The sequence below is a fragment of the Streptomyces sp. NPDC002076 genome (assembly GCF_053593835.1).
In genome coordinates, this window is record NZ_JBSFDI010000038.1 from 40,342 (window position 1) to 60,468 (window position 20,127).

Here is a 20,127-nt window from a genome sequence, read left to right on the forward strand (position 1 = left end):
CGCAGGCTGCGGGAGCAGGCGCTGGACGGTGGGGACCGGCGGCGTGGCGCGCTGGACCGGTTGACGCCGGGGCGGGTGGTGGCGGCCGCCGCCGAGGTCCGGTCCGGGCGGACCGTGTCGCTGGCCGCGCCCGTCGAGACCCGGTCCGGCCCCGACAGTCCGGAGCCCGCGACCCACCGGATGACGGCACCGACGCACCCGGAGACCTCCGAGCGCGGGCTCGACTTCGCGCGTGACCGCTTTGCCATGAATGTGCACGGCGATGTCGACAGCCACCTCGACGCCCTGTGCCACGTGATCTTCGACGGCGAGCTCTACGGAGGCGTCCCCGCGAGCACCGTGACGCCGGACGGCGCCGAGGCGCTGACGCTCGATCTGGTGCGCGACGGCATCGTCGGACGGGGCGTCCTCCTCGACATCCCGCGCCTGCGCGGTGTGCCGTGGCTCGACCCCGGGGACCAGGTGACCGCCGAGGACCTCGTCGCGGCCGAGACCGCGCAGCGGACCGCGGTCGGACCGGGAGATCTGCTGTTCGTGCGCGTGGGGCACCGCCTGCGCCGGCGGACCCTCGGCGCCTGGGACGTGACGCGGTCCCGGGCAGGTCTGCACCCGACGGCGATGCGCTTCCCGGCCGAGCGGGGCGTGTCCGTCCTGGGGTCGGACGGCAACAGCGACGCGGCGCCGAGTGCGGTCGCCGGGGTCGCGTTTCCCGTCCATGTGCTGGCCGTCAACGCCATGGGGCTGCACCTGCTGGACTACCTGGACCTCGAAGACCTGGCGGAGGTGTGCGAACAGGAGGGGCGCCGGCACTTCTTGTGCGTGGTCGCCCCGCTGCGGCTGCCGGCGGCGACCGGCTCCCCGGTGAACCCGATCGCCGTGCTGTGACCGTGCCGGTGCGCCGCCAGCTCCGGGTGCCGCACCACAGCAGGGCGCGTACGTTCGAAGAAGCAACGGCCGCAGACCACGCGAGCAAGGACGGTGGTTGGCGTGGACGCCCTGCCCTCGTACGACGTCATCGTGATCGGCACCGGTGCCGGCGGCGGCACGCTGGCCCACCGCCTCGCCCCGTCCGGCAAACGCGTCCTCATCCTCGAACGCGGCGACTACCTACGGCGCGAGCGCGACAACTGGGACTCCACGGCCGTGTTCGTCAAGGCCAAGTACCGGGCCCCGGAGTTCTGGCTGGACCGGCACGGCAACGAGTTCCCGCCCGAGGTGAACTACTACGTCGGCGGCAACACCAAGTTCTACGGCGCGGCCCTGTTCCGGCTGCGGCCCGAGGACTTCGGCGAACTCCGCCATCACGACGGCATCTCACCCGCCTGGCCCATCGGTTACGACGACCTGGAGCCGTACTACACCCAGGCGGAGCACCTCTACCTGGTGCACGGCCGGCACGGCGAGGACCCCTGGGAAGGGCCGTGCAGTGCGCAGTACGCCTGTCCGCCGGTCGAACACGAGCCGCGCATCGAGCAGTTGAGCCAGGACCTGGAGAAGCGGGGACTGCACCCCTTCCATCTGCCGATCGGCGTCAACCTGACGCAGGACGCGGTCGGCCGGGCCACCCACTCCAGTGCCTGCATCCGCTGCAACCGGGTGGACGGCTTCCCCTGTCTCGTCCGCGCCAAGTCCGACGCCCAGGTGATCTGCGTGGAGCCGGCACTGGGGCACCCCAACGTGGAGCTGCTCACCAACGCCCGGGTGACGAAGCTGGAGACCGACCCCTCCGGGCGCAGCGTCACCACCGTCGTCGCCCAGCTCCCGGACGAGCAGGAGGCCCGGTTCTCGGCCGACGTCGTGGTCGTGGCCTGCGGCGCCGTCAACTCCGCCGCGCTGCTGCTCGCTTCGGCCGACGACCGGCATCCGAACGGGCTGGCGAACAGCTCGGACGTCGTGGGCCGGCACTACATGCGCCACAACAACCTCGCGCTGATGGCCGTTTCGAAGGAGCCCAACGACACCCAGTTCCAGAAGACCCTTGCCCTGCACGACTGGTACCTGGGCGCGGACGACTGGGACTATCCGCTCGGCGGGATCCAGATGCTCGGCAAGTCGGACGCCGAGCAGATCCACGGCGAGGCGCCGCGCTGGGCCGGATCGGTGGCACCGGACATGCCGTTCGAGGTCCTGGCCCATCACGCCGTCGACTTCTGGCTGTGCGGAGAGGACCTGCCGCAGCCGGGCAACCGGGTGACCCTGGAAGGCGACGGCCGGATCCGGCTCACGCTGGACGAGGGGAACAACATCGCCGGCCTGACGCGCCTGCGGCACAAACTGCAGCACATGCTCGGCCATCTGGGCATGCACGAGCACCGGCTGCTGTCCCGCAGCATCTACCTGCACAAGGGCATGCCGATCGGCGCCACCGCCCACCAGGCAGGCACCGTGCGTTTCGGCACCGACCCGGCGTCCTCGGCCCTGGACATCAACTGCAAGGCCCATGACCTGGACAATCTCTACGTCGTCGACACGAGCTTCTTCCCGAGCATCGGCGCGGTCAATCCGTCCCTGACGGCCATCGCGAACGCCTTGCGCGTGGGCGACCACTTGCTTGAGCAGCTGGGCTGACCCGCCACGGCGCACGGAGCCGACCGGGCGAAGATGCTCAGCCGGGCAGCGCAAGACGGTCCGCCCCGGGATGCCGCGGCCCCTGTGCGGTGCTTCGGTGATGCCTGGGCCTCCGGGCGACGGACCCGGCGGACATGGGCACGCAGTGGAGGAGCAGGACATCGTGAGTTCCACCGAGGGCGCACCCCAAGGCGTGATCCCCGCCCAGCTGCTGCGGGGGCAGAAGGCACTGGTGACCGGCGCGAACTCCGGAATCGGCAGGGCGACGGCGGTCGCCCTGGGCCGGGCGGGTGCCGATGTCGTGGTGAACTACGTGGCCGGCCGTGAGGACGCGGAGAAGGTGGTCGAGGAGATCACCGGCTTCGGGGTCCGCGCGGCCGCCTACGAGGCGGACGTGTCCGACGAGCAGCAGGTCGTCGCCATGATGGACCGCATGGTCCGGGAGTTCGGCACGATCGACATCCTGGTCGCCAACGCCGGACTGCAGCGGGACGCGCCGGTCACGGAGATGACCCTCGCCCAGTGGCAGAAGGTCCTGGACGTCAACCTCACCGGGCAGTTCCTCTGTGCCCGCGAGGCGACCAAGGAGTTCCTGCGCCGCGGGGTCGTCCCCGAAGTGTCGAGTGCCGCCGGGAAGATCATCTGCATGAGCTCGGTCCACCAGATCATCCCCTGGAGCGGTCACGTCAACTACGCGTCGTCCAAGGGCGGCGTGCAGATGATGATGGCGACCCTGGCCCAGGAACTCGCCCCGAAGCGGATCCGGGTCAACGCGGTCGCCCCCGGAGCCATCAAGACCCCCATCAACCGCAGCGCCTGGGAGACACCCGAGGCGCAGCAGGACCTCATGCGGCTGATCCCCTACAAGCGGATCGGCGATCCAGAGGACATCGCCCACGCCGTCGTCGGCCTCGCGTCCGACCTGATGGACTACGTCGTCGGCACCACCCTGTACGTCGACGGCGGGATGACGCTCTTCCCGGGCTTCGCCACCGGCGGCTGACCCACCCACCCGTGCCGGCCTCCGGAGACAGCCCATATGCACACGGTCCTGCTGCTGGCGGACGCGCCGGCGCAAATGCTGCCGGCCCGATCGATGATGGCCTTCACCCTGGCCTCGCACATCGTCCTGGTGCCCCTCGGCGTGGCGCTGCCACTGATCACACTCATCATCCACGGATACGGACTGCGCCGTGACGACGCCACCGCCCTGCTGCTGGCCCGCCGGTGGTCGGCCGTCATGGCGGTCCAGTTCGCGATCGGTGTCGTCACCGGCACCGTGCTGTCCTTCGAGTTCGGGCTGCTGTGGCCGGGCATGATGGGCCGGTGGGGCGATGTCTTCGGCATCGGTTTCGGCGTCGAGGCCTGGGCGTTCTTCCTGGAGGCCGTGCTCATCGCCATTTACCTCTACGGCTGGCGGAGGCTTCCCTCCCGGACCCACTTCCTGCTCGGACTTCCCCTGCCCCTCGTGGCCCTGCTCGGCGCCTTCGGCATCCTGGCCGCCAACTCGTGGATGAACACCCCCCGGGGCTTCACCCTCGACGCCGCCGGCAAACCGGTCGACGTGAAGATCTGGAAGGCCGTCTTCACCCCCATGTTCGGCCCCCAGTACTGGCACTTCGTCATCGCGATGTTCGTGACGGCGGGCTATGTCGTGGCCGGTGTCTACGCCGTCGGATGGCTGCGCGGCCGCCGGGACCGCTACCACCGGCTGGGTTTCACGATCCCCTTCACGCTCGCCGCCGTGTGCACACCCGTGCAGTTCGTGCTCGGCGACTCCATCGCCCGGCAGGTCTTCCACAAGCAGCCGGTGAAGTTCGCCGCCATGGAGATCGTCTGGAAGACCGACACACACCAGCCGGAGTACCTCTTGGGCCGGCTGCATCCGGACGGCAGCATCTCCGGCGGCATCCGGATCCCGCAACTCGACTCCATCCTCGCCGGATTCCACGCGTACACCAAGGTCACCGGACTGACCTCGGTGTCCGCCAATGACCGGCCGACGGCCACCCAGGCCACCATCGCCCACTGGGCCTTCGACATCATGGTGGGGATCGGCTCCCTGCTGGTGCTGCTCGCCCTCTGGTACGCGGCGATGTGGCTGCTGCGCCGCCGGATGCCCGCGAGCCACTGGTTCTTCCGGTGCGCGGCCGTGGCCGGCCTCGCCTCCGTCGTCGCCGTCGAGTGCGGCTGGATCACCACCGAGGTGGGCCGCCAGCCGTGGATCGTGTACCAGAACATGCGGGTCGCCGAAGCGGTGACGGCCACGCGCTCCACCAGTCTGTGGATCATGTTCGGTCTGGTCGTCCTCGTGTACGTCTTCGTCTTCGGGTCGTTCCTCGTGGTGCTGCTGAAGATGCGCGCCCGCTGGCGGCTCGCCGACCGGCCGGGCGGACCGCGGCCGCCCGAGGAGACACCGGAGACAGACACGCCGTACGGGCCGCGCCCCGCCGGGAGCCGACTGTGATCGCCGGAGTCGTCGCCGTCGTCCTGCTGCTCGCGATCGCCGCCTACGCCTGCGGCGGAGGCACGGACTACGGAGCCGGCTTCTGGGACCTGACCGCGGGCGGAGCGGAGCGCGGCAAGCGCCCGCGCCGGCTGATCGACCACGCGATGGAGCCCGTCTGGGAGGTCAACAACGTCTGGCTGATCTTCGTACTGGTCATCATGTGGACAGGATTCCCCGTCCTCTTCCAGCGGGTGTTCACCACGATGTGGCTGCCCCTGGCGCTGGCCGCCGTCGGCATCGTGCTGCGCGGCGCCGGCTTCGCCCTGCGCAAGCCCGTCCGGCGGCTGGCCGGCCGGCGCCTGTACGGCGCGGTCTTCGCCCTCGCCTCACTGCTGACGCCGTTCTTCCTCGGCGCCGCGGCCGGGGGAGTGGCCTCGGGCCGGGTGACCGCCACGACGACGGCGTCGACCGACGCCTGGGCCAATCCGACGTCCCTGCTGTTCGGTCTGCTCGCCATCGCGGCCACGGCGATGCTCGGCGCGGTCTTCCTCGCCGCGGACGCCCGCCGCTACGCAGCGGAGGACCTGGACCGGTACTTCCGCCGGCGGGCCCTCGCCGCCCTCGGCGCCGTCGCCGTGCTCGCCGTCATCACCCTGTTCGTCACCCACGGGGACGCGCCGCACGTGTGGCACGGGCTCACCCACGGAGTGGGGCTTTTCTTCGTCGCCGCGGCCGTGCTGGCCACGTTCGCCACCGCATGGTCGCTGACCCGTCCTTCAGCGGCGTGGTCCCGGGTCACGGCGGTCGGCGTGGTCGCGTCGGCCGTCATCGCCTGGGGCATGGCGCAGCGCCCCTACCTCGTCCCGACCTCGCTGACCATCGCCGAGGGCGCGGGCGCGCACACCGCACTGCGCTGGCTCGCGTTCGTCACCCTCGTCGCCATCGTGCTCGTCGTCCCCGCGGTCGCCCTGCTGTACTGGCTGGACACCCAGGGGGAGCTGGAGGGCCTCACCGACGCCGACCTGCGCGGCGACGCCGCCGTCGACGAGGTCTGACCCCGTGCCGGGCCCCCCGCACGACCGCCGCGCACGGTGAGAGCGCGGTGAGCGCCGACGACGTCGGAGGGCTGAACCGGGGTGTGCACTACCGCCGGTCGAGCGCCTCGTTCAGGGTGAGGGCCGAGTCGATGAGAGCCAGATGCGTGAACGCCTGCGGAAAGTTGCCGAGCTGACGGCCCGTCGGATCGATCTCCTCGGAGTACAGGCCCAGATGGTTGGCGTACCCCATCATCTTCTCGAACACCAGCCTCGCCCGGTCGGTCCGCCCCGCACGGGCCAGGGCGTCGACGTACATGAACGTGCACAGCGAGAAGGTGCCCTCGGAGCCGCGCAGGCCGTCGGGCGAGGCGTCGGGGTTGTAGCGGTAGACCAGGCTGTCACTGACCAGTTGCTGTTCCATGGCGTCCAGGGTCGACGCCCACATCGGATCCTCCGGCGTGAGGAAGCCGACCGTCGCCATGCGCAGCAACGCGGAGTCCAGTACCTCACTGCCGTAGTGCTGGACGAAGGCCTGCCGTTCCTCGCTCCATCCCTTCGCCATGACCTGCTCGTAGATGGCGTCCCGCTCGCTGCGCCAGCGCCCCGACGCCGACGGCCACCCCTTCGACTCGGCCAGTCGCAGGGCCCGGTCGAACGCCACCCACGACATGACACGCCCGTACGTGAAGTCCTGGCGACCGCCGCGGGTCTCCCAGATGCCCTCCTCCGCCTGGTCCCAGTGGTCGGCCAGCCAGTCCAGGTCCGCCCGCATCGAGGTCCACCCCCCGTGCCCGACCTGGAAGCCGTGCCGGTGCGCGAAGTAGATGCTGTCCAGGGCCTCGCCGTAGATGTCCAACTGGAGCTGCGTCGCGGCGCCGTTGCCGATCCGCACCGGCGCGGAACGCGCATAGCCCTCCCAGTGGTCGAGGATCTGCTCGTTCAGGTCGGAGGAGCCGTCGACCTTGTACATGATGTTGAGCGGACCCGTGGTCCCCTCGCTCCCGACCCGCTCCTTGACCCGGTCGCTCAGCCAGATGATGAACGCCCGGGCCTCGTCCGTGAAGCCCAGTCCCAGCAGGGCGTACACGGAGAAGGAGGCGTCACGGATCCAGGTGAAGCGGTAGTCCCAGTTGCGCTCGCCGCCCAGTTGCTCCGGCAGAGCCGCCGTCGGAGCGGCCACCACGGCGCCACTGGGGGCGAACGTCATGAGCTTCAGCGTGATCGCGGAACGCTCCACCACCTCCCGCCAGCGCCCGGTGTACCGCGACTGCGCCAGCCAGGACCGCCAGAACGCCACTGTCTCGTCGAAGAGCCGCTGGTGTTCGTCCCGGCGTACCTCAGCGGGCGGCCCCTCGGCGCCCATCTCCAGAACCAGCCCGCGCAGATCGCCGGCCCGCAGGTTCAGCGAGAGGTGCAGGTCGGCGTCCCGGTCCGTGAGCACGTCCATGAGCCGCTCGTCGTCCGGTTCGCGGATCGGGTGCACGGTGAGTTCCGTGCCGTCCGCCGCGGCGAAGACCGCTCCGTGCGGGGTGAGGTGCAGCACGTGGGGCATGCGCCCGTAGTCGAACCGCGGGGCGATCTCCACCTCGAACGTCATGCTGCCGCGCACACAGCGGACCAGGCGGACCAGCCGGTGCCGGGAGGTGACCGTCGTACCGGTCACCGGCATGAAGTCGAGCACCTCACCGGCGCCCGCCTCGGTCATGAACCGCGTCACCAGGACCGCCGTGTCGGGGAGGTACAACTGCCTGGTCGCATGGGTCAGATGCGCCGGCCGTACCGTGCAGTGCCCGCCCTTCTCCTTGTCCAGGAGCGCTCCGAACACACTCGGCGAGTCGAAACGCGGGGAGCAGAACCAGTCGACCACTCCTTCGGTGGTCACCAGTGCCGCGGTCTGCAGATCTCCGATCAGGCCGTGGTTCTCGATCAGCGGGTAGTCGTCCATCGGGGCGCCCCTTTCGGTGTGCGTCTCACCCGGATGGGCCCACTCGATCAGCGTAAGCCGGGGGTCCTGCTCCGGCCACGGGGCCGGTACGGGGCCCCGGCTGCGGCCCGGGTGCTGCGGACGGTCGTCCTCCTCACCGTGCCGCCCCGGCTGCGGCCCGGGTGCTGCGGACGGTCGTCCTCCTCACCGTGCGACTCCGTGGCATCTGGCGGATAGTGAAGAGCGGACAGTGAAGAAGGGACGAGATCCCCGGCAGCTCCCCGCACCTCAGGAGGCGCTCGATGCCCCCTTCACGGTTGTTGGCCGCGCTCACCGGCGTCACGCTGCTCGGTGTCGCGCTCACCGCCTGCCAGGACCAGGCGTCCGGTCAGATCGTGGCGCGGAACGGCATCAGGATCGTGGAGACCTTTTCCAACCCGCCGATCCACGGATGTCACCGATTCCCCGAAGGCGTGACCCACGTCAACAATCAGACACAGAGCAGCCTGCTCCTGTACACGACACCGGACTGCACCGTGCCGAAGGGTGAGCAGAGCGACTACCTGGACATCGGGGCGTCGGACCGGTTCGTCAGGAGCACCGGCCTGTGGCAGAGCTTCTCCTTCGCCCCTGGCTGACGTCCTGTCACCACGTCAGCGGGACGTCGTTACGACCCCGTGGGCGACCAGGCCGGCGAGCCGGTCGTGACCTGACACGAATTCAGGCGCGGTCACTGTGATGCCGCGACCGATGCCGCCGTGAGTCTGTCCACGGCCTTCGCGACCGCCTCGGGGCTGGAGATCATCGTCAGGTGCCGGGCGCCGGGGATGAGCGTGGCAGGCGGTGCGCCGATGCGCCGGGCGGTCTCCTGCGGCGTCTGCCGGGTGAACACGTCGTCCTCGGTGCCGAACACTACCGACTTGGGCAGGCGGACCGCGGCGAGCCGAGCCACCTGGTCCGCGGGCAGACCCGGCACGCCCGCGGCCAGCATGCTCCAGAGCGCGCTCTCCGCGCCCGGCACCCGGAGCGGGCGTCGCCACTGATCCAGGCCGGCGGCGTCCAGGCGCGGACAGGCAGGTCCGCACTGTGCGTCGTACACGCTGCGGATCAGCGAGTCGATGCCGAGCCCGAGCCGCAGCAGACTGGTGCGGTACGGGTCGATCAGCACGTACTTGAAGGCCGGCGGCGGCCCGGCACCCGTGTCGAGGGCGTCGCCGTCGAGGAGCATCACTCCGCCCAGCCGGCCAGGGGCCTTGAGCGCCGCCTCGGTGACCACGGCGGCTCCGCTGGAGTGCCCCACCAGCAGCGGGCGCTCGCCCGGACCGCCGAGGTGCATGGCATCCAGGAAGCCCAGGAGCTGCCGGGTGAAATGGTCGACGGTGTACGGGCCGTGGCGCTCGCTGTATCCGTCGCCCGTCAGGTCGAGCGCGTACACCCGGTGGTCGCGGGCGAGCAGCGGGGCAAGGCGTGACCAGGTGTCGACGGTTTCGAAGGCGCCGTGCACCAATGCGACCGGTGGGCCCGCCGTGCCCCAGGTCTGGTAGCGCGTGCGGATGTCGGCGGCCTGCACGTACCTGAGCCCGCGCGGCGGCGTGGCGCGCCCGGCCGTGACGCCGTTGTAGACGAACGAGGCCACTGTGACGACGGCCAGCAAGACGGCACAGCCCAGCGCCGCGCGCCGAAGCCACCGCCGCAGCCGGGAGCGGCGTGGCCGGTGTGCGCGCTCGGCAGAGAGCGACGACGGAGCGGATGCCGGAGCGGCGCCCCCGTCTCCGTCGCCTTCCTCGGGTTCGGCGCCGACTCGGCGAAGATCAGCTGTCACAGCCCACAGCATCGCCCATGGCACACCCGCGGTCATCCTGCGGGGGGAGCCATCGTGACTACTCCGCCGGGTGTAGGGGAGTGCCGGCCGTACGGGAGGGCCGATCACGAGCCGTGCGGCAATCAGGCGGCGTCTTCTCGTCGACACGGGCATCGGCAACGGCAAGGAGCGGATAGCCACACCCAGCATCCTTGGGCGGCTTGGTGATCGTGACGGTTCGATGTGCGGTGACGTCCGAAACTCGGAGACGCAGGCCGCGACCAGCAGTCGTGGTGGGGGAACCGCGGCGTCGGCGGTGATCTGGCATCTGGGCGTTTGTACAGCTCAGAGCCCTGTCGGCGCGCAGAGGTCAGCGCCCACGCCGTCGCTGCCTGGCATGCCCTTCCTTGGTCGAGTCTTCGCTTGTCGCTGGAAAGCGCGACAATTGTCTATATATCTTCTCCGTCGCCGGAGGGATGTGGGCATTGGTGGTCTGGTGGCCCGGGCGGGGACTGCGGCCGGGCGGCCGCAGGCGCAAGCTCTCGCAGCGGATCCTTCTCGCCCTGCTGCTGATCCTCGCGGTGATGAGCGCCGTCGGTTTCGCATTGTTCGCATTCGCCCAGCGCGCTCGCCTGGACGCCCTGTACGAGCAGCGGGCGGTGTCGATCGCGCGGATCGCGGCCGGCAATCCGCAGATTCGCGGTGCGATTGCTGTCGGAGCGCCGCCGACGCGTCACGGTGTCGTACAAAACGTGGCCCAGCGTATCGCCGCTGACTCCGGTGCCTCCTACGTCGTGGTGATCGACCTGCACCATGTCCGTCATTCGCATCCCATACCTGCCTTGATCGGCCAGCGGGTCTCCGATCCGATCGTGGCCCGGGACGGAAAGTCGCACACGAGGATCAACGTGGGCGCGACGGGCCGCTCGGCCAATGGGATAGTGCCGCTGTACGCGCCGGGTAACGGCCGCCGTCTGGTGGGAGAGGTCTCGGCCGGCATTCCGGAGACCCAGGCGTCCGGCGAGCTGGTGCGTGAGCTGCCCGCCTTCGGTATCTACGCCGGGATCGCCCTGGCGGTCGGAGCAGGCGCCGCCTTCCTGCTGGCCGCCCGGCTCAAGCGGAGCACGTTCGGACTGGAGCTGGAGGAGATCGCGGGCCTGCTCCAGGACCGGGAGGCCACGCTGCACGGCATCCGGGAGGGCGTGGTCGGCCTCGACCCGCGAGGCCGCATCACGGTGGTCAACGACGAGGCGCAGCGGCTGCTCGGTCTCACGGGGGATGCCGAGGGACGGCCCTTGGACGAACTCGGGCTGGACCGAGCGGCGGTCGAGCTGCTGGCTCCGGGACGCGTTGTCAGCGACGAGGTGCTCACCGTCGGGGAGCGGTTGCTGGTGGTCAACTGCTGGCCCACGGGGCGCGACGGCGGCCCGCCGGGGAGCGTGGCCACGCTGCGGGACTCCACCGAACTGCGGCTGCTCTCACAGAAGGCCGAGGCGGCTCGTAGGCGCCTGCAGTTGCTGTATGACGCCAGCGGCTCCATGGGGACCTCACTCGACGTGAAACGTACCGCCGCAGCACTTGCCAGGGTCGGGATACCGCACTTCGCCGACTTCGCCGTGGTCGATCTGGTGGAGGGCGTCCTGAACGGCGAGGAGCCGGCGCCCGACGGGAGCGTTCCGATGCGCCGGGTGGCTGTGCACGGCATTCGCGACGAGCATCCCTTCATGCAGCTCGACGAGGTCTTCGAGCTGGATTCCGCCACACCGCAGGCGTGGGCGTTCGGCCACCAGCAGGCGGTGCTGGAGCGTGATCTCGCTGCCGCGCAGGTGTGGCGAGCCCAGGACCCGGCGCGATCGGAGGCCATCCTCGAATCCGGCGTCCGCTCGCGCATCGTGGCCCCGCTGCGTGCCCGTGGTGTGCTGCTCGGCGTGGCGTACTTCTGGCGTATGCGGGAGCGTGAGCCGTTCGACGAGGACGATCTGTCGCTGGCCGAGGAGCTGGTGGCCCGCGCGGCGGTGTCCGTCGACAATGCCCGCCGGTACACCCACGAGCACATGATGGCTGTTGCCCTGCAGCGCAGCCTGCTGCCGCGTGGCATGCCCGACCAGAACGCCGTCGACCTCGCCCACCGGTATCTGCCGGCCCAGTCCGTGGGCGGCGACTGGTTCGACGTCATCCCGCTGCCCGGCGGGCGGGTCGCACTGGCGGTGGGCGATGTCGTCGGTCACGGCCTGCACGCGGCGGCCACCATGGGGCGGCTGCGAACGGCCGTGCGCAACTTCTCCGCACTCGACATCCCACCCGATGAACTGCTGTGGCATCTGGACGAGCTCGTCGCACGGATCGACGAGGAGGACGCGACCGACGACGGCGTGCCGGGGGTCACCGGCGCATCCTGCGTGTACGTGATCTACGACCCGACCACACGGGCCTGCACGATGGCACGCGCCGCGCATCCGCCGCCCGCGGTGGTGATCCCCGACGGCACCGTGGAGTTCCCGGACGTGCCGGCCGGGCCGCCTCTGGGCCTGGCAGCGCTGCCGTTCGAAACCACTCGGCTGCGGCTGCCCGAGGGCAGCCAGATCGTGCTGTACACCGACGGGCTGATCGAGACCCCCGACCGCGACGTCGACGAGAGCCTGGCGCGGCTGAGCGCCGTCCTCGGCGACGCGAGCCGCACCCCGGACCAGACCTGCACCGCGGTGCTGGACGCGCTGCTGCCCGCACGTCCCAGCGACGACGTCGCCCTGCTCGTCGCCCGGACCCGCGCCTTGGCGGACGACCGGATCGCCACCTGGGAGGTGCCCTCCGATGCCGCCGCGGTGGCGGATGTGCGGGCCAGGGTCAACCGCCTGCTGTCGGAGTGGGCGCTGGAGGAACTGGTGTTCACCACCGAACTCATCCTCAGCGAGCTGGTCACCAACGCCATCCGCCACGCCACCGGGCCGATCCGGGTACGCCTGCTGTACGACCGCAGCCTGATCTGTGAGGTCTCGGACACCAGCAGCACCTCGCCCCACCTGCGCTACGCGGCCACTACCGACGAAGGCGGCCGAGGACTCTTCCTCGTCGCCCAGCTCGCGACCCGGTGGGGCACCCGGTACCTGTCCACCGGCAAGATCATCTGGGCCGAGCAGGCGATCCCGGCACCAGTGGTGGACACCGCCGAACCACAGAAGGGCGACTGCTGCAACAGCCCCCGTGCGGGTGCGGGTACCACCCCTGGTACCGCCTGCCGGTGTGTCAGCGGTCGGTCCAGGCGTGTGCTGCCTGAGTGGACGACCGCCCAGCGGCCCGCTTGATCTGTTCAGCGTCGGTGGTGCTGAACGCGCAGGCCCAGGTGGTCTTCTGGGGTCCAAAGGCCGAGGAGCTGGGCACGGCCTCGGGGCGCGCCTCCGCGGCTGACATGGCGTTCAACGCCAGCGTCAAGGAAAGCCCAGGTAGTTGTGGTTCGTCTGCTGGTTTCCTTGCTTCGCCGATGACGAGCGCCGGGCGGCCGGGGGCCGCTGTGTCCCCCTGCCGATCAGGGCCCCAAGCGCCGACTCCGTGCGGACCCGGCCGCCGCCGCGGTCGGTGCTCGTGGTCACGGCAGTACCTGGATCTTCCGGCCCTTCCCGGCCTGGAACTGCCGCAGAGCATCGGCGTAGTCCGCCAGCGGCAGCCGGTCGCTGATGAAGATCTCCGGGTCGAGCACTCCACCGGCGAACAGTTCGGCGGCGCGTTCGTAGCTGTGCAGGACCGCCATCGAGCCGGTGATGGTGATCTCCTCGTTGTAGATCCGGTACGGGTCGATGGTGGCCCGGGTCGCGTAGTCCGCGACACCGAACTGGAGGTAGGTGCCCCCCTTGCCGACCCGGCCCAGGGCGTCCTGGATGGCACGGGCGTTGCCGGTGGCGTCGATGACCACATCCCAGCCGCGCGGGCGCTCGAGCGCGTCGGCGGTGGTCACGGCGTTGCTGCAGCCGAGCGTGCGGGCGGTGGCGAGCCGGTCCTCGTTGATGTCGACCATGTCGACGGTGGCCGCGCCGGTGCGCTTGGCGAGTTCGAGCATCATCAGGCCCATGGTGCCCGAGCCGTAGATCAGTACATTGCTGGCGAGCGTGCTGCGCAGGATGTCGTAGCCGCGTACCGCGCAGGACAGCGGTTCGATGAGGGCGGCGTCCTGGGTGCGGACGTGTTCGGGGAGTTTGACGCAGTTCGCGGCGGGGGCGGCCGTGTACTGTGCCGCGCCGCCCGGGACGGTGACACCGATGGCGTTCCAGCGCTCGCACATGTTGCCGCGCCCGATACGGCAGTAGTGGCACTCGTGGCAGTACAGAGAGGGGTCGACGGCGACCCGGTCGCCGACGGCCAGGTCGCGTACCCCGGAGCCCAGGGCGACGATCTCGCCGGCGAACTCGTGCCCGGGAACAATGGGCAGGGTGGGGGCGAACTCGCCCTGAAGGATGTGGAGATCGGTGCCGCACAGGCCGCAGGCGGAGACCTCGATCACCACCTGCCCGGGGCCGGGTGTGGGGTCGTCGACGGTCTCGACGCCGACCTGGCCGGGCGAGCTGATGACGGCGGCTTTCACTTGACTGCTCCAAGGGACAGGCCCTGGACAAGCTTGTCCTGGGCGGCGAATCCGGCGATGAGAACCGGAAGGGAGATGCAGACGGCGGCGGCGCACACCTTGGCCAGGAAGAGGCCCTGGCTGGTGACGAAGCCGGTGAGGAACACGGGGGCGGTGCCGGCGACGACGCCGGTGAGCACACGTGCGAAAAGCAGTTCGTTCCAGCTGAAGATGAAGCAGATCAGCGAGGTGGCGGCGATGCCGGGCGCGACGACGGGTGCCACGATCCGGGCGAGGACGGTGGGCAGTCCGGCGCCGTCGATGGAGGCCGCCTCCAGGATCTCGACGGGGACCTCGGCGAGGAAGGAACGCATCATCCATACCGCGATCGGCAGGTTCATCGAGGTGTAGAGGATGATCAGCAGCGCGACGTTGTCGAGCAGGCCGCTGTTCTCGGCGATCAGGTAGACCGGCAGCAGTCCGGCCACCGCGGGCAGCATCTTGGTGGACAGGAAGAAGAACATCGCGTCCGTCCACTTGCGCACCGGCTTGATGGACAGCGCGTAGGCGGCCGGGACGGACAGCACCAGCACCAGGAGCGTCGACATGAGGCTCGCCGAGAAGGAGTTGATCAGCGGCGGCCAGGGGGAGACGCCGGTACTCGCGCCGAAGAACTCCCGGTAGCCCTGGAGGGTCAGCGGCGCTCCCACGCTCGGTGGGTTGGTGGCGGCGTCGGACTCGCTGTGCAGCGAGGTGAGCACCATCCAGGCGACCGGAAGGAAGAACACGACTCCGCAGAGCCAGGCCAGCAGGCCGAGTGCGCCGCGTCGGCGTCGGGCCGCGGAGTCAGGGCTGCCCGTGGTGTGCCGGCGGGTGGCGATGGTCCCGGCCATCAGCGGGTCTCCTCTCGGAGCAGGGACGAGACGGTCCTGAGCGCGAAACTGCCCACAAGGAGGGAGCAGACCACGACGATGACGCCTTCCGCGGAGGCCTGTCCGTAGTCATGCGCCTGGTAGAAGGTCTCGTAGACGGTGTAGGGCAGGTTGGCGGTGCCCAGTCCGCCGCCGGTGAGAGTGAAGACGGCGTCGAAGTTCTGCACCACGTAGATGCTGCCGAGCAGTGCGGCCAGCTCCAGGTAGCGGCGCAGATGAGGGAAGGTGAGATAGCGGAAGACCTGCCAGGTGGTCGCACCGTCCACGCGGGCCGCCTCGACGGCGTCCATGGGGCGGCTCTGCAGCCCGGCCAGCAGGATCAGCATCATGAAGGGCGTCCACTGCCAGATCAGCGACGCCTCCACGGACATCAGCGGCAGTGAGGACAGCCAGTCGGGCTGCGGCGCGTTGTCGCTGCCGAACAGACTCCACAGCCAGGTCAGCGATCCGTTGATCAGCCCGTAGGTGGCGTTGTACAGCGCGTGCTTCCACAGCAGCGCGGAGGCCACGGGCACGACGAGGAACGGTGTGATCAGCATGGTCCGGACGATGCCCCGGCCGCGGAACTGACGGTCCAGCAGCAGCGCCAACCCCAGGCCCAGTACCAGGCTGACCAGCACCACGGTGACCGTCAGCACGACGGTCGTCAGCAGGGACGAACGCAGCTGCGGGTCGGTCACCGCGTCCTTGTAGTTCTGCAGGCCCGCGAAGGCCCGGTTGCCGGGGTCGAGGGCGTTCCAGCGCATGAACGAGATCACCAGAGTGCCGACGAACGGCAGCTGGGTGACCACGATCATGAAGATCAGGGCCGGGAGCAGCGGGGCCCGCCGGGCCCATGCTCCCCGGGATCGCCGTGAGGGCGCCGCCTGTTGGCCGGTCCGCGGTGCCCGGGTACGCCTGGTGAGCGAGTGAGTGAGGGTCATCGGTGTGTCTCCGCTGTGCTCCCGTCCCCCGGTCCCGCGTGGGCGGGACCGGGAGGTCGGGAACGTCGGGTGGGTCGGGCAGGGATCACTTGGCCGCGTACTTGGCGGCGACCTTCTCGGCGAGCGCCTGGCTGGCCTTCAGCGCCTGATCGACGCTGGTCTTGCCGGCGATGGCGGAGCTGATCTGCTGGGAGACCTGTGTGCCCAGATCGGTGAACTCTGGGATGCCGACGAACTGGATACCGGGGGCGGGCCGGGGCTGCACACCTGGGTTCTGCGGGTCGGCGGCCTTCAGCGCGTTCGCGGTGGCGCCTGCGAAGGCCGACGCTGCGGCGACGTACTGCGGGTTGGTGTAGGTGGAGCTCCGCTTGCCCGCCGGGACCCGGGACCAGCCGAGCTTCTTGCCCACCAGGTCCTCGTACTGCTTGCTGGACGCCCAGGAGATGAACTTCCAGGCGTCGTCCTGGTGCTTGCTCGCCTTCTGCAGGCCCCAGGCCCAGGTGTAGAGCCAGCCCGAACTCTTGGTCCGGTCGACCGGTGCGGGCGCGTAGGCCATCTTGCCGGCCACCGGAGACCCGCCGGCTTCGAGCGACCCGGCCGCGGAGGTCGCGTCGTACCACATGGCGACCTTGCCCTGCTCCATGTCGTTGAGGCACTCGGCGAACCCGGACTGCGGGGCGCCCGCCTCACCGTGGGACCGCACCAGGTCGACATAGAACTTGGTCGCCTTCGTGAAGGCGGCGCTGTCGACCTGGGCCTTCCAGTCCTTGTCGAACCAGGTGCCGCCCATGGTGTTGACCACCGTGGTCAGCGGAGCCATCACCTCGCCCCAACCGGGCAGGCCGCGCAGGCAGATGCCCTTCATCCCGGGCTTCGCGCCGTCGGCCTTGGCGGCCAGGGCGGCCACCTGCTGCCAGGTGGGGTTGGCCGGCATGGTCAGCCCCTTCTCCTTGAAGACGTCCTTGCGGTACATCAGGAAGGACGACTCGCCGTAGAACGGCTCGGCGTATATCTGTCCGGACGCCGTCAGGGACTGCTGCATGGAGGGCAGGATGTCGCTCTGGTCGAAGGCGGTGTCCTTCTGCGCGTACGAGGTCAGCGGGGCGAGCCAGCCGTTCTTGGCGTAGATCGGAGTCTCGTAGTTGCTGATCGTCGCCACGTCGTACTGGCCGGCCTGGCTGGAGAAGTCCTGGGTGATCTTGTCGCGGACGTCGTTCTCGGGCAGCACCGTGAAGTTGACCTTGATGCCGGTCTGCTTGGTGAAGTTGGCCGCCGTGAGCTTCTGCAGGTCTGCCATCTGCGGGTTGTTCACCATCAGCACGTTGATGGAGTGCGAGCCGGAGCCACCCCCCGCGCCGCCGGCGCCCGCGCACGCCGTGAGTAGTGTGCCGCACATGGCCAGTGCGCCCAGCGGCACAGCGCGCCGCAGAACAGTCGGTCTCGAAATCATGATCGTCCCTTTCATGAAATGTCGGGTGTGGGCAGCGAAGGGCAAGGGGAATGTGGGATCGGGCAGACGGTGGTGTTCGGCTGTGCAGGCAGGGAGGTGCCGTCGGCGCGGCTCCGGCGGTGCCGTCCCTGGCGGTAGGGGGGCGGGCTGAGTTGGTCAGACCCGGTGGACGCGGGGTCCCATCAGTGAGTAGCGGTGCGCCTCGGCGCTGGACAGTGCGGTGTCGGTGACGATCGCCTCGAAGTCGCCCACGCCGGCGAAGCGGCAGAAGCTGCTCGCGCCGAACTTGCTGTGGTGCCCGATGAAGACGCGTCGGCGCGACACGGCCAGCGCCTTGGCCTTGACGTCGGCCACCACCGGATCGGGGGTCGTCAGGCCGAGCTCCCGGGAGATCCCGTTCGACCCGAGGAAGGCCAGGTCGATGACGAATCGCTCGAGCATGGCGCAGGCCCATGAGCCCACCGTGGCCAGGGTCCGAGCCCGGACACGGCCTCCGAGGAGCAACACGGTGACATGCGGAGAGTCCACGATCGCGGCTGCTGTGGACAGCGACGCGGTGACCACCGTCAGGGGCCGGTCGCCCGGGAGGAGCGCGGCGAGGAGCTGGGGGGTGTAGCCCTCGTCCACGAACACGGTCTCCGCGTCACCGAGGAGCTTGACCGCCTCCGCGGCGATCCGGCGTTTGTCCTTGACGTGCAAGGTTTCTCGTTCGGGGAGGCCCGTCTCGAAGCCCGCGCCCTCGACGGGATAGGCGCCTCCATAGGTGCGGCGGAGCAGGCCCCTGCGTTCCAGGACGCTGAGGTCGCGACGGATGGTCTCCGGCGCGACAGCAAGGTCGACGGCCGTGGTGGTGACCTCGACACGTCCCTGGTGACGAGCGAGCGCGAGAATCCGGCTCTGACGCTCTTCGGCGTTCATCGCACTCACCTCGCCTTCCGTACCCGGTCCGGGCGCGGCGTGCCCGGTCTTGCCGCACATTTATACCAATCACCTTTTCGAGCAAACCGGCCCGTAATGGGCCTGAAACCGCCCGATGATGCCTGAAGTGATTGAGCGAAACCCCAGGTCACGACCCCCGTCGTGCATTTTGTTCTATTTAATGGCGCCCGTGTGGGCCACTTGCAGTGCCCGGTTCGGGCGGACGGCGAAATGAAATCGACCTCATCACTGCTCGTGCTCGGCCACGGTTGGAAAGAACCGGGGCGGCGCGACTCAGCAGGTCTGCCCGGTCCGCTGAACGATGGCGGGCGCGTCGTCGTCCGGCCGTCCGGGCCGGTCCGTGGATCTCTGCGTCGTCGCTGAATCTCTTTGGTGGCTTGGTGACTTGGTGACTTGGAGGCGCCTGCCTCGATGTCGGAGCCCCGGTCCCCCCAGTCGCCGTCCCCGGCGCGGTGGTTGACCAGGCCGTCCGCCTTCAGACTCGACAGGTCCAGGTACTTCCTCACCGCCGGGTAGGCGCCCGTGACGGCGTCGGCGTTGCCGGTGCAGGCAGCCCTCCTTGAGCTGGTTGACCACGTCCCGATTCCCAGTACTTCAGGTCCAGGATGGTCACACCCGCCCGGATCGTGCAGCGCACGGCCGTGCCGCTCATCCAGGTCGTAGTGGTCGGTCTGGACACCGATCACGAGCCGGCCGTGGCGTCCACCTTCAGTACCGAGGTTGCCGTCGGGTGCGCCACCGCCGAGCCATATGGCGCCGTAACCGAGCTTTTCGACCTCTACTGCCAGTTCAGTGCTGAGCCACATCCAGGGCCGGAAGACGCCGAGTTGGCGATTTGGTTGGCGATGTCGCGTCTGCTGCCGATTCGCCTCGGTGCCGGATGCCGGTCGGTTCAATTCCCCTCGGACAACCGCGTTCGTGGGCAGTACTCCAGCTGTAGATCGTGATCCGAGAGAGGTGCGTCGGCGGGGGCGGCCGTTATTCCAGCCACATCCCGTCGCGCATGATGACTCTCCCGCGTAGTTCCGGCTCGCCGCGCCAAGCGCGCACAGTCCTCGGGACCACGCGTACATACAGAAAGGAACCCTCTTCCACGCGTGGATCCCACCCGAACTTGTCGGCGAACGCCTCCGCCGCGTCTACGGGCACCTCCTGTTCCGGGAAGCACTCCGCCTCACCCTGGAGGAGCACCACGTCGAAGGTGTCCGGTAGTGCCAGGCGCACGCGCGGCTCTTTGCGGACGTTCCGCGCAGTCACGGAAGTGGCGCTGGTGCACATCCACACCGCTCGCCCATCCCACAAGAACCACAGCGGCACCTGGTGCGGCCCGTGTTCAGGGTGAGCCGTCGACACCCATACGTCCCGCTCGGTAACGAGCCGCTCCAGAGCGTCGCGCATACGCTCCGCCGTCTGGCGACGAACGATTCCCGTGGTCTCGGTCTCCATGGGGACCGACCCTAGTGCCGCATCAAGCAACGTTCGCCCTGTCGACGAAATCGCGAAGGCGTTCGTCGGCGGCGTGCTTGTTCCGCCAGATGATGTAGCGGCGGAT

Annotated in this window: 16 protein-coding genes and 1 pseudogene; 8 read left to right on the forward strand and 9 right to left on the reverse strand. The window is 69.6% G+C overall.

Annotated features, from left to right (window positions below; all coding sequences use genetic code 11):
• The 5 genes from ACWCQS_RS43390 to ACWCQS_RS43410 form a co-directional block, all read left to right on the forward strand.
• On the forward strand, positions 1-885 hold an 885-nt coding region (locus ACWCQS_RS43390), incomplete at its 5' end, for a cyclase family protein (RefSeq protein ID WP_451009630.1).
• Positions 886-987: 102 nt separating this feature from the next.
• Complete coding sequence (locus ACWCQS_RS43395; RefSeq protein ID WP_451009631.1) at positions 988-2,568, forward strand: GMC oxidoreductase; 1,581 nt, start codon at positions 988-990, stop codon at positions 2,566-2,568.
• Between the two features lie 163 nt (positions 2,569-2,731).
• The gene (locus ACWCQS_RS43400) at positions 2,732-3,571 is read left to right on the forward strand and encodes an SDR family oxidoreductase (protein WP_451009632.1); all 840 of its coding nucleotides are present in this window, start codon (positions 2,732-2,734) and stop codon (positions 3,569-3,571) included.
• 36 nt (positions 3,572-3,607) lie between these two features.
• On the forward strand, positions 3,608-5,035 hold the full coding sequence (locus ACWCQS_RS43405) for a cytochrome ubiquinol oxidase subunit I (RefSeq protein ID WP_451009633.1): 1,428 nt from the start codon (positions 3,608-3,610) through the stop codon (positions 5,033-5,035).
• Entirely contained in the window at positions 5,032-6,072 is a 1,041-nt protein-coding gene (locus tag ACWCQS_RS43410; RefSeq protein WP_451009634.1) for a cytochrome d ubiquinol oxidase subunit II, read from the forward strand. Before ACWCQS_RS43405 ends, ACWCQS_RS43410 begins: the two co-directional genes overlap by 4 nt.
• Before the next feature lie 88 nt (positions 6,073-6,160).
• Here the strand turns inward: ACWCQS_RS43410 and ACWCQS_RS43415 are convergent, their stop codons facing one another.
• The gene (locus tag ACWCQS_RS43415; protein WP_451009635.1) at positions 6,161-7,999 is read right to left on the reverse strand and encodes a glycoside hydrolase family 15 protein; all 1,839 of its coding nucleotides are present in this window, start codon (positions 7,997-7,999) and stop codon (positions 6,161-6,163) included.
• A 281-nt stretch (positions 8,000-8,280) separates the two neighbouring features.
• Between ACWCQS_RS43415 and ACWCQS_RS43420 the strand changes: the two genes are divergently transcribed.
• Positions 8,281-8,616, forward strand: coding sequence for a hypothetical protein (locus tag ACWCQS_RS43420; protein WP_451009636.1), 336 nt, complete (start codon positions 8,281-8,283; stop codon positions 8,614-8,616).
• Positions 8,617-8,708: 92 nt separating this feature from the next.
• On the opposite strand, the gene ACWCQS_RS43425 is transcribed toward ACWCQS_RS43420, so the two are convergent.
• A complete protein-coding gene (locus ACWCQS_RS43425; RefSeq protein WP_451009637.1) occupies positions 8,709-9,800 on the reverse strand; it encodes an alpha/beta fold hydrolase in 1,092 nt (363 codons plus the stop codon).
• Positions 9,801-10,255: 455 nt separating this feature from the next.
• On the opposite strand from ACWCQS_RS43425, the gene ACWCQS_RS43430 reads away from it, so the two are divergent.
• Complete coding sequence (locus ACWCQS_RS43430) at positions 10,256-13,081, forward strand: SpoIIE family protein phosphatase (RefSeq protein WP_451009646.1); 2,826 nt, start codon at positions 10,256-10,258, stop codon at positions 13,079-13,081.
• 281 nt (positions 13,082-13,362) lie between these two features.
• Here ACWCQS_RS43430 and ACWCQS_RS43435 read toward each other — a convergent pair whose 3' ends face one another.
• The 5 genes from ACWCQS_RS43435 to ACWCQS_RS43455 all read right to left on the reverse strand — a co-directional run bounded on the left by ACWCQS_RS43435 (position 13,363) and on the right by ACWCQS_RS43455 (position 18,554).
• Complete coding sequence (locus ACWCQS_RS43435; protein ID WP_451009638.1) at positions 13,363-14,352, reverse strand: zinc-dependent alcohol dehydrogenase family protein; 990 nt, start codon at positions 14,350-14,352, stop codon at positions 13,363-13,365.
• Entirely contained in the window at positions 14,349-15,224 is an 876-nt protein-coding gene (locus ACWCQS_RS43440) for a carbohydrate ABC transporter permease (RefSeq protein WP_451009639.1), read from the reverse strand. The genes ACWCQS_RS43435 and ACWCQS_RS43440 overlap by 4 nt, the downstream gene beginning before the upstream one ends.
• Positions 15,224-16,186 (reverse strand): carbohydrate ABC transporter permease, encoded by a 963-nt coding sequence (locus ACWCQS_RS43445; RefSeq protein WP_451009640.1) that lies wholly within the window; start codon positions 16,184-16,186, stop codon positions 15,224-15,226. The genes ACWCQS_RS43440 and ACWCQS_RS43445 overlap by 1 nt, the downstream gene beginning before the upstream one ends.
• An 85-nt stretch (positions 16,187-16,271) precedes the next feature.
• Positions 16,272-17,636 (reverse strand): ABC transporter substrate-binding protein, encoded by a 1,365-nt coding sequence (locus tag ACWCQS_RS43450; RefSeq protein ID WP_451009641.1) that lies wholly within the window; start codon positions 17,634-17,636, stop codon positions 16,272-16,274.
• A gap of 156 nt (positions 17,637-17,792) precedes the next feature.
• Positions 17,793-18,554 carry a DeoR/GlpR family DNA-binding transcription regulator gene (locus tag ACWCQS_RS43455; protein WP_450981848.1) on the reverse strand — a complete coding sequence of 254 codons (762 nt, stop codon included), beginning with the start codon at positions 18,552-18,554 and terminating at the stop codon, positions 17,793-17,795.
• 626 nt (positions 18,555-19,180) lie between these two features.
• Here ACWCQS_RS43455 and ACWCQS_RS43460 point away from each other — a divergent pair.
• Complete coding sequence (locus ACWCQS_RS43460; RefSeq protein ID WP_451009642.1) at positions 19,181-19,522, forward strand: hypothetical protein; 342 nt, start codon at positions 19,181-19,183, stop codon at positions 19,520-19,522.
• 31 nt (positions 19,523-19,553) lie between these two features.
• On the opposite strand, the gene ACWCQS_RS43465 is transcribed toward ACWCQS_RS43460, so the two are convergent.
• Together ACWCQS_RS43465 and ACWCQS_RS43470 are read right to left on the reverse strand one after the other, a co-directional pair.
• Positions 19,554-20,021, reverse strand: coding sequence for a pyridoxamine 5'-phosphate oxidase family protein (locus ACWCQS_RS43465; RefSeq protein ID WP_451009643.1), 468 nt, complete (start codon positions 20,019-20,021; stop codon positions 19,554-19,556).
• A 22-nt stretch (positions 20,022-20,043) separates the two neighbouring features.
• Positions 20,044-20,127 (reverse strand): annotated as a pseudogene (locus ACWCQS_RS43470) (transposase); the annotation flags it as partial.

What these genes read in the sequence shown, in the direction of transcription:
- ACWCQS_RS43405 (WP_451009633.1), top strand. Translation starts at nt 3,608, where the DNA reads ATGCACACGGTCCTGCTGCTGGCGGACGCGCCGGCGCAAATGCTGCCG.
- ACWCQS_RS43415 (WP_451009635.1), bottom strand. Translation starts at nt 7,999, where the DNA reads ATGGACGACTACCCGCTGATCGAGAACCACGGCCTGATCGGAGATCTG.
- ACWCQS_RS43420 (WP_451009636.1), top strand. Translation starts at nt 8,281, where the DNA reads ATGCCCCCTTCACGGTTGTTGGCCGCGCTCACCGGCGTCACGCTGCTC.
- ACWCQS_RS43430 (WP_451009646.1), top strand. Translation starts at nt 10,256, where the DNA reads ATGTGGGCATTGGTGGTCTGGTGGCCCGGGCGGGGACTGCGGCCGGGC.
- ACWCQS_RS43440 (WP_451009639.1), bottom strand. Translation starts at nt 15,224, where the DNA reads ATGGCCGGGACCATCGCCACCCGCCGGCACACCACGGGCAGCCCTGAC.
- ACWCQS_RS43445 (WP_451009640.1), bottom strand. Translation starts at nt 16,186, where the DNA reads ATGACCCTCACTCACTCGCTCACCAGGCGTACCCGGGCACCGCGGACC.
- ACWCQS_RS43450 (WP_451009641.1), bottom strand. Translation starts at nt 17,636, where the DNA reads ATGATTTCGAGACCGACTGTTCTGCGGCGCGCTGTGCCGCTGGGCGCA.
- ACWCQS_RS43455 (WP_450981848.1), bottom strand. Translation starts at nt 18,554, where the DNA reads ATGAACGCCGAAGAGCGTCAGAGCCGGATTCTCGCGCTCGCTCGTCAC.
- ACWCQS_RS43460 (WP_451009642.1), top strand. Translation starts at nt 19,181, where the DNA reads ATGGTCACACCCGCCCGGATCGTGCAGCGCACGGCCGTGCCGCTCATC.
- ACWCQS_RS43465 (WP_451009643.1), bottom strand. Translation starts at nt 20,021, where the DNA reads ATGGAGACCGAGACCACGGGAATCGTTCGTCGCCAGACGGCGGAGCGT.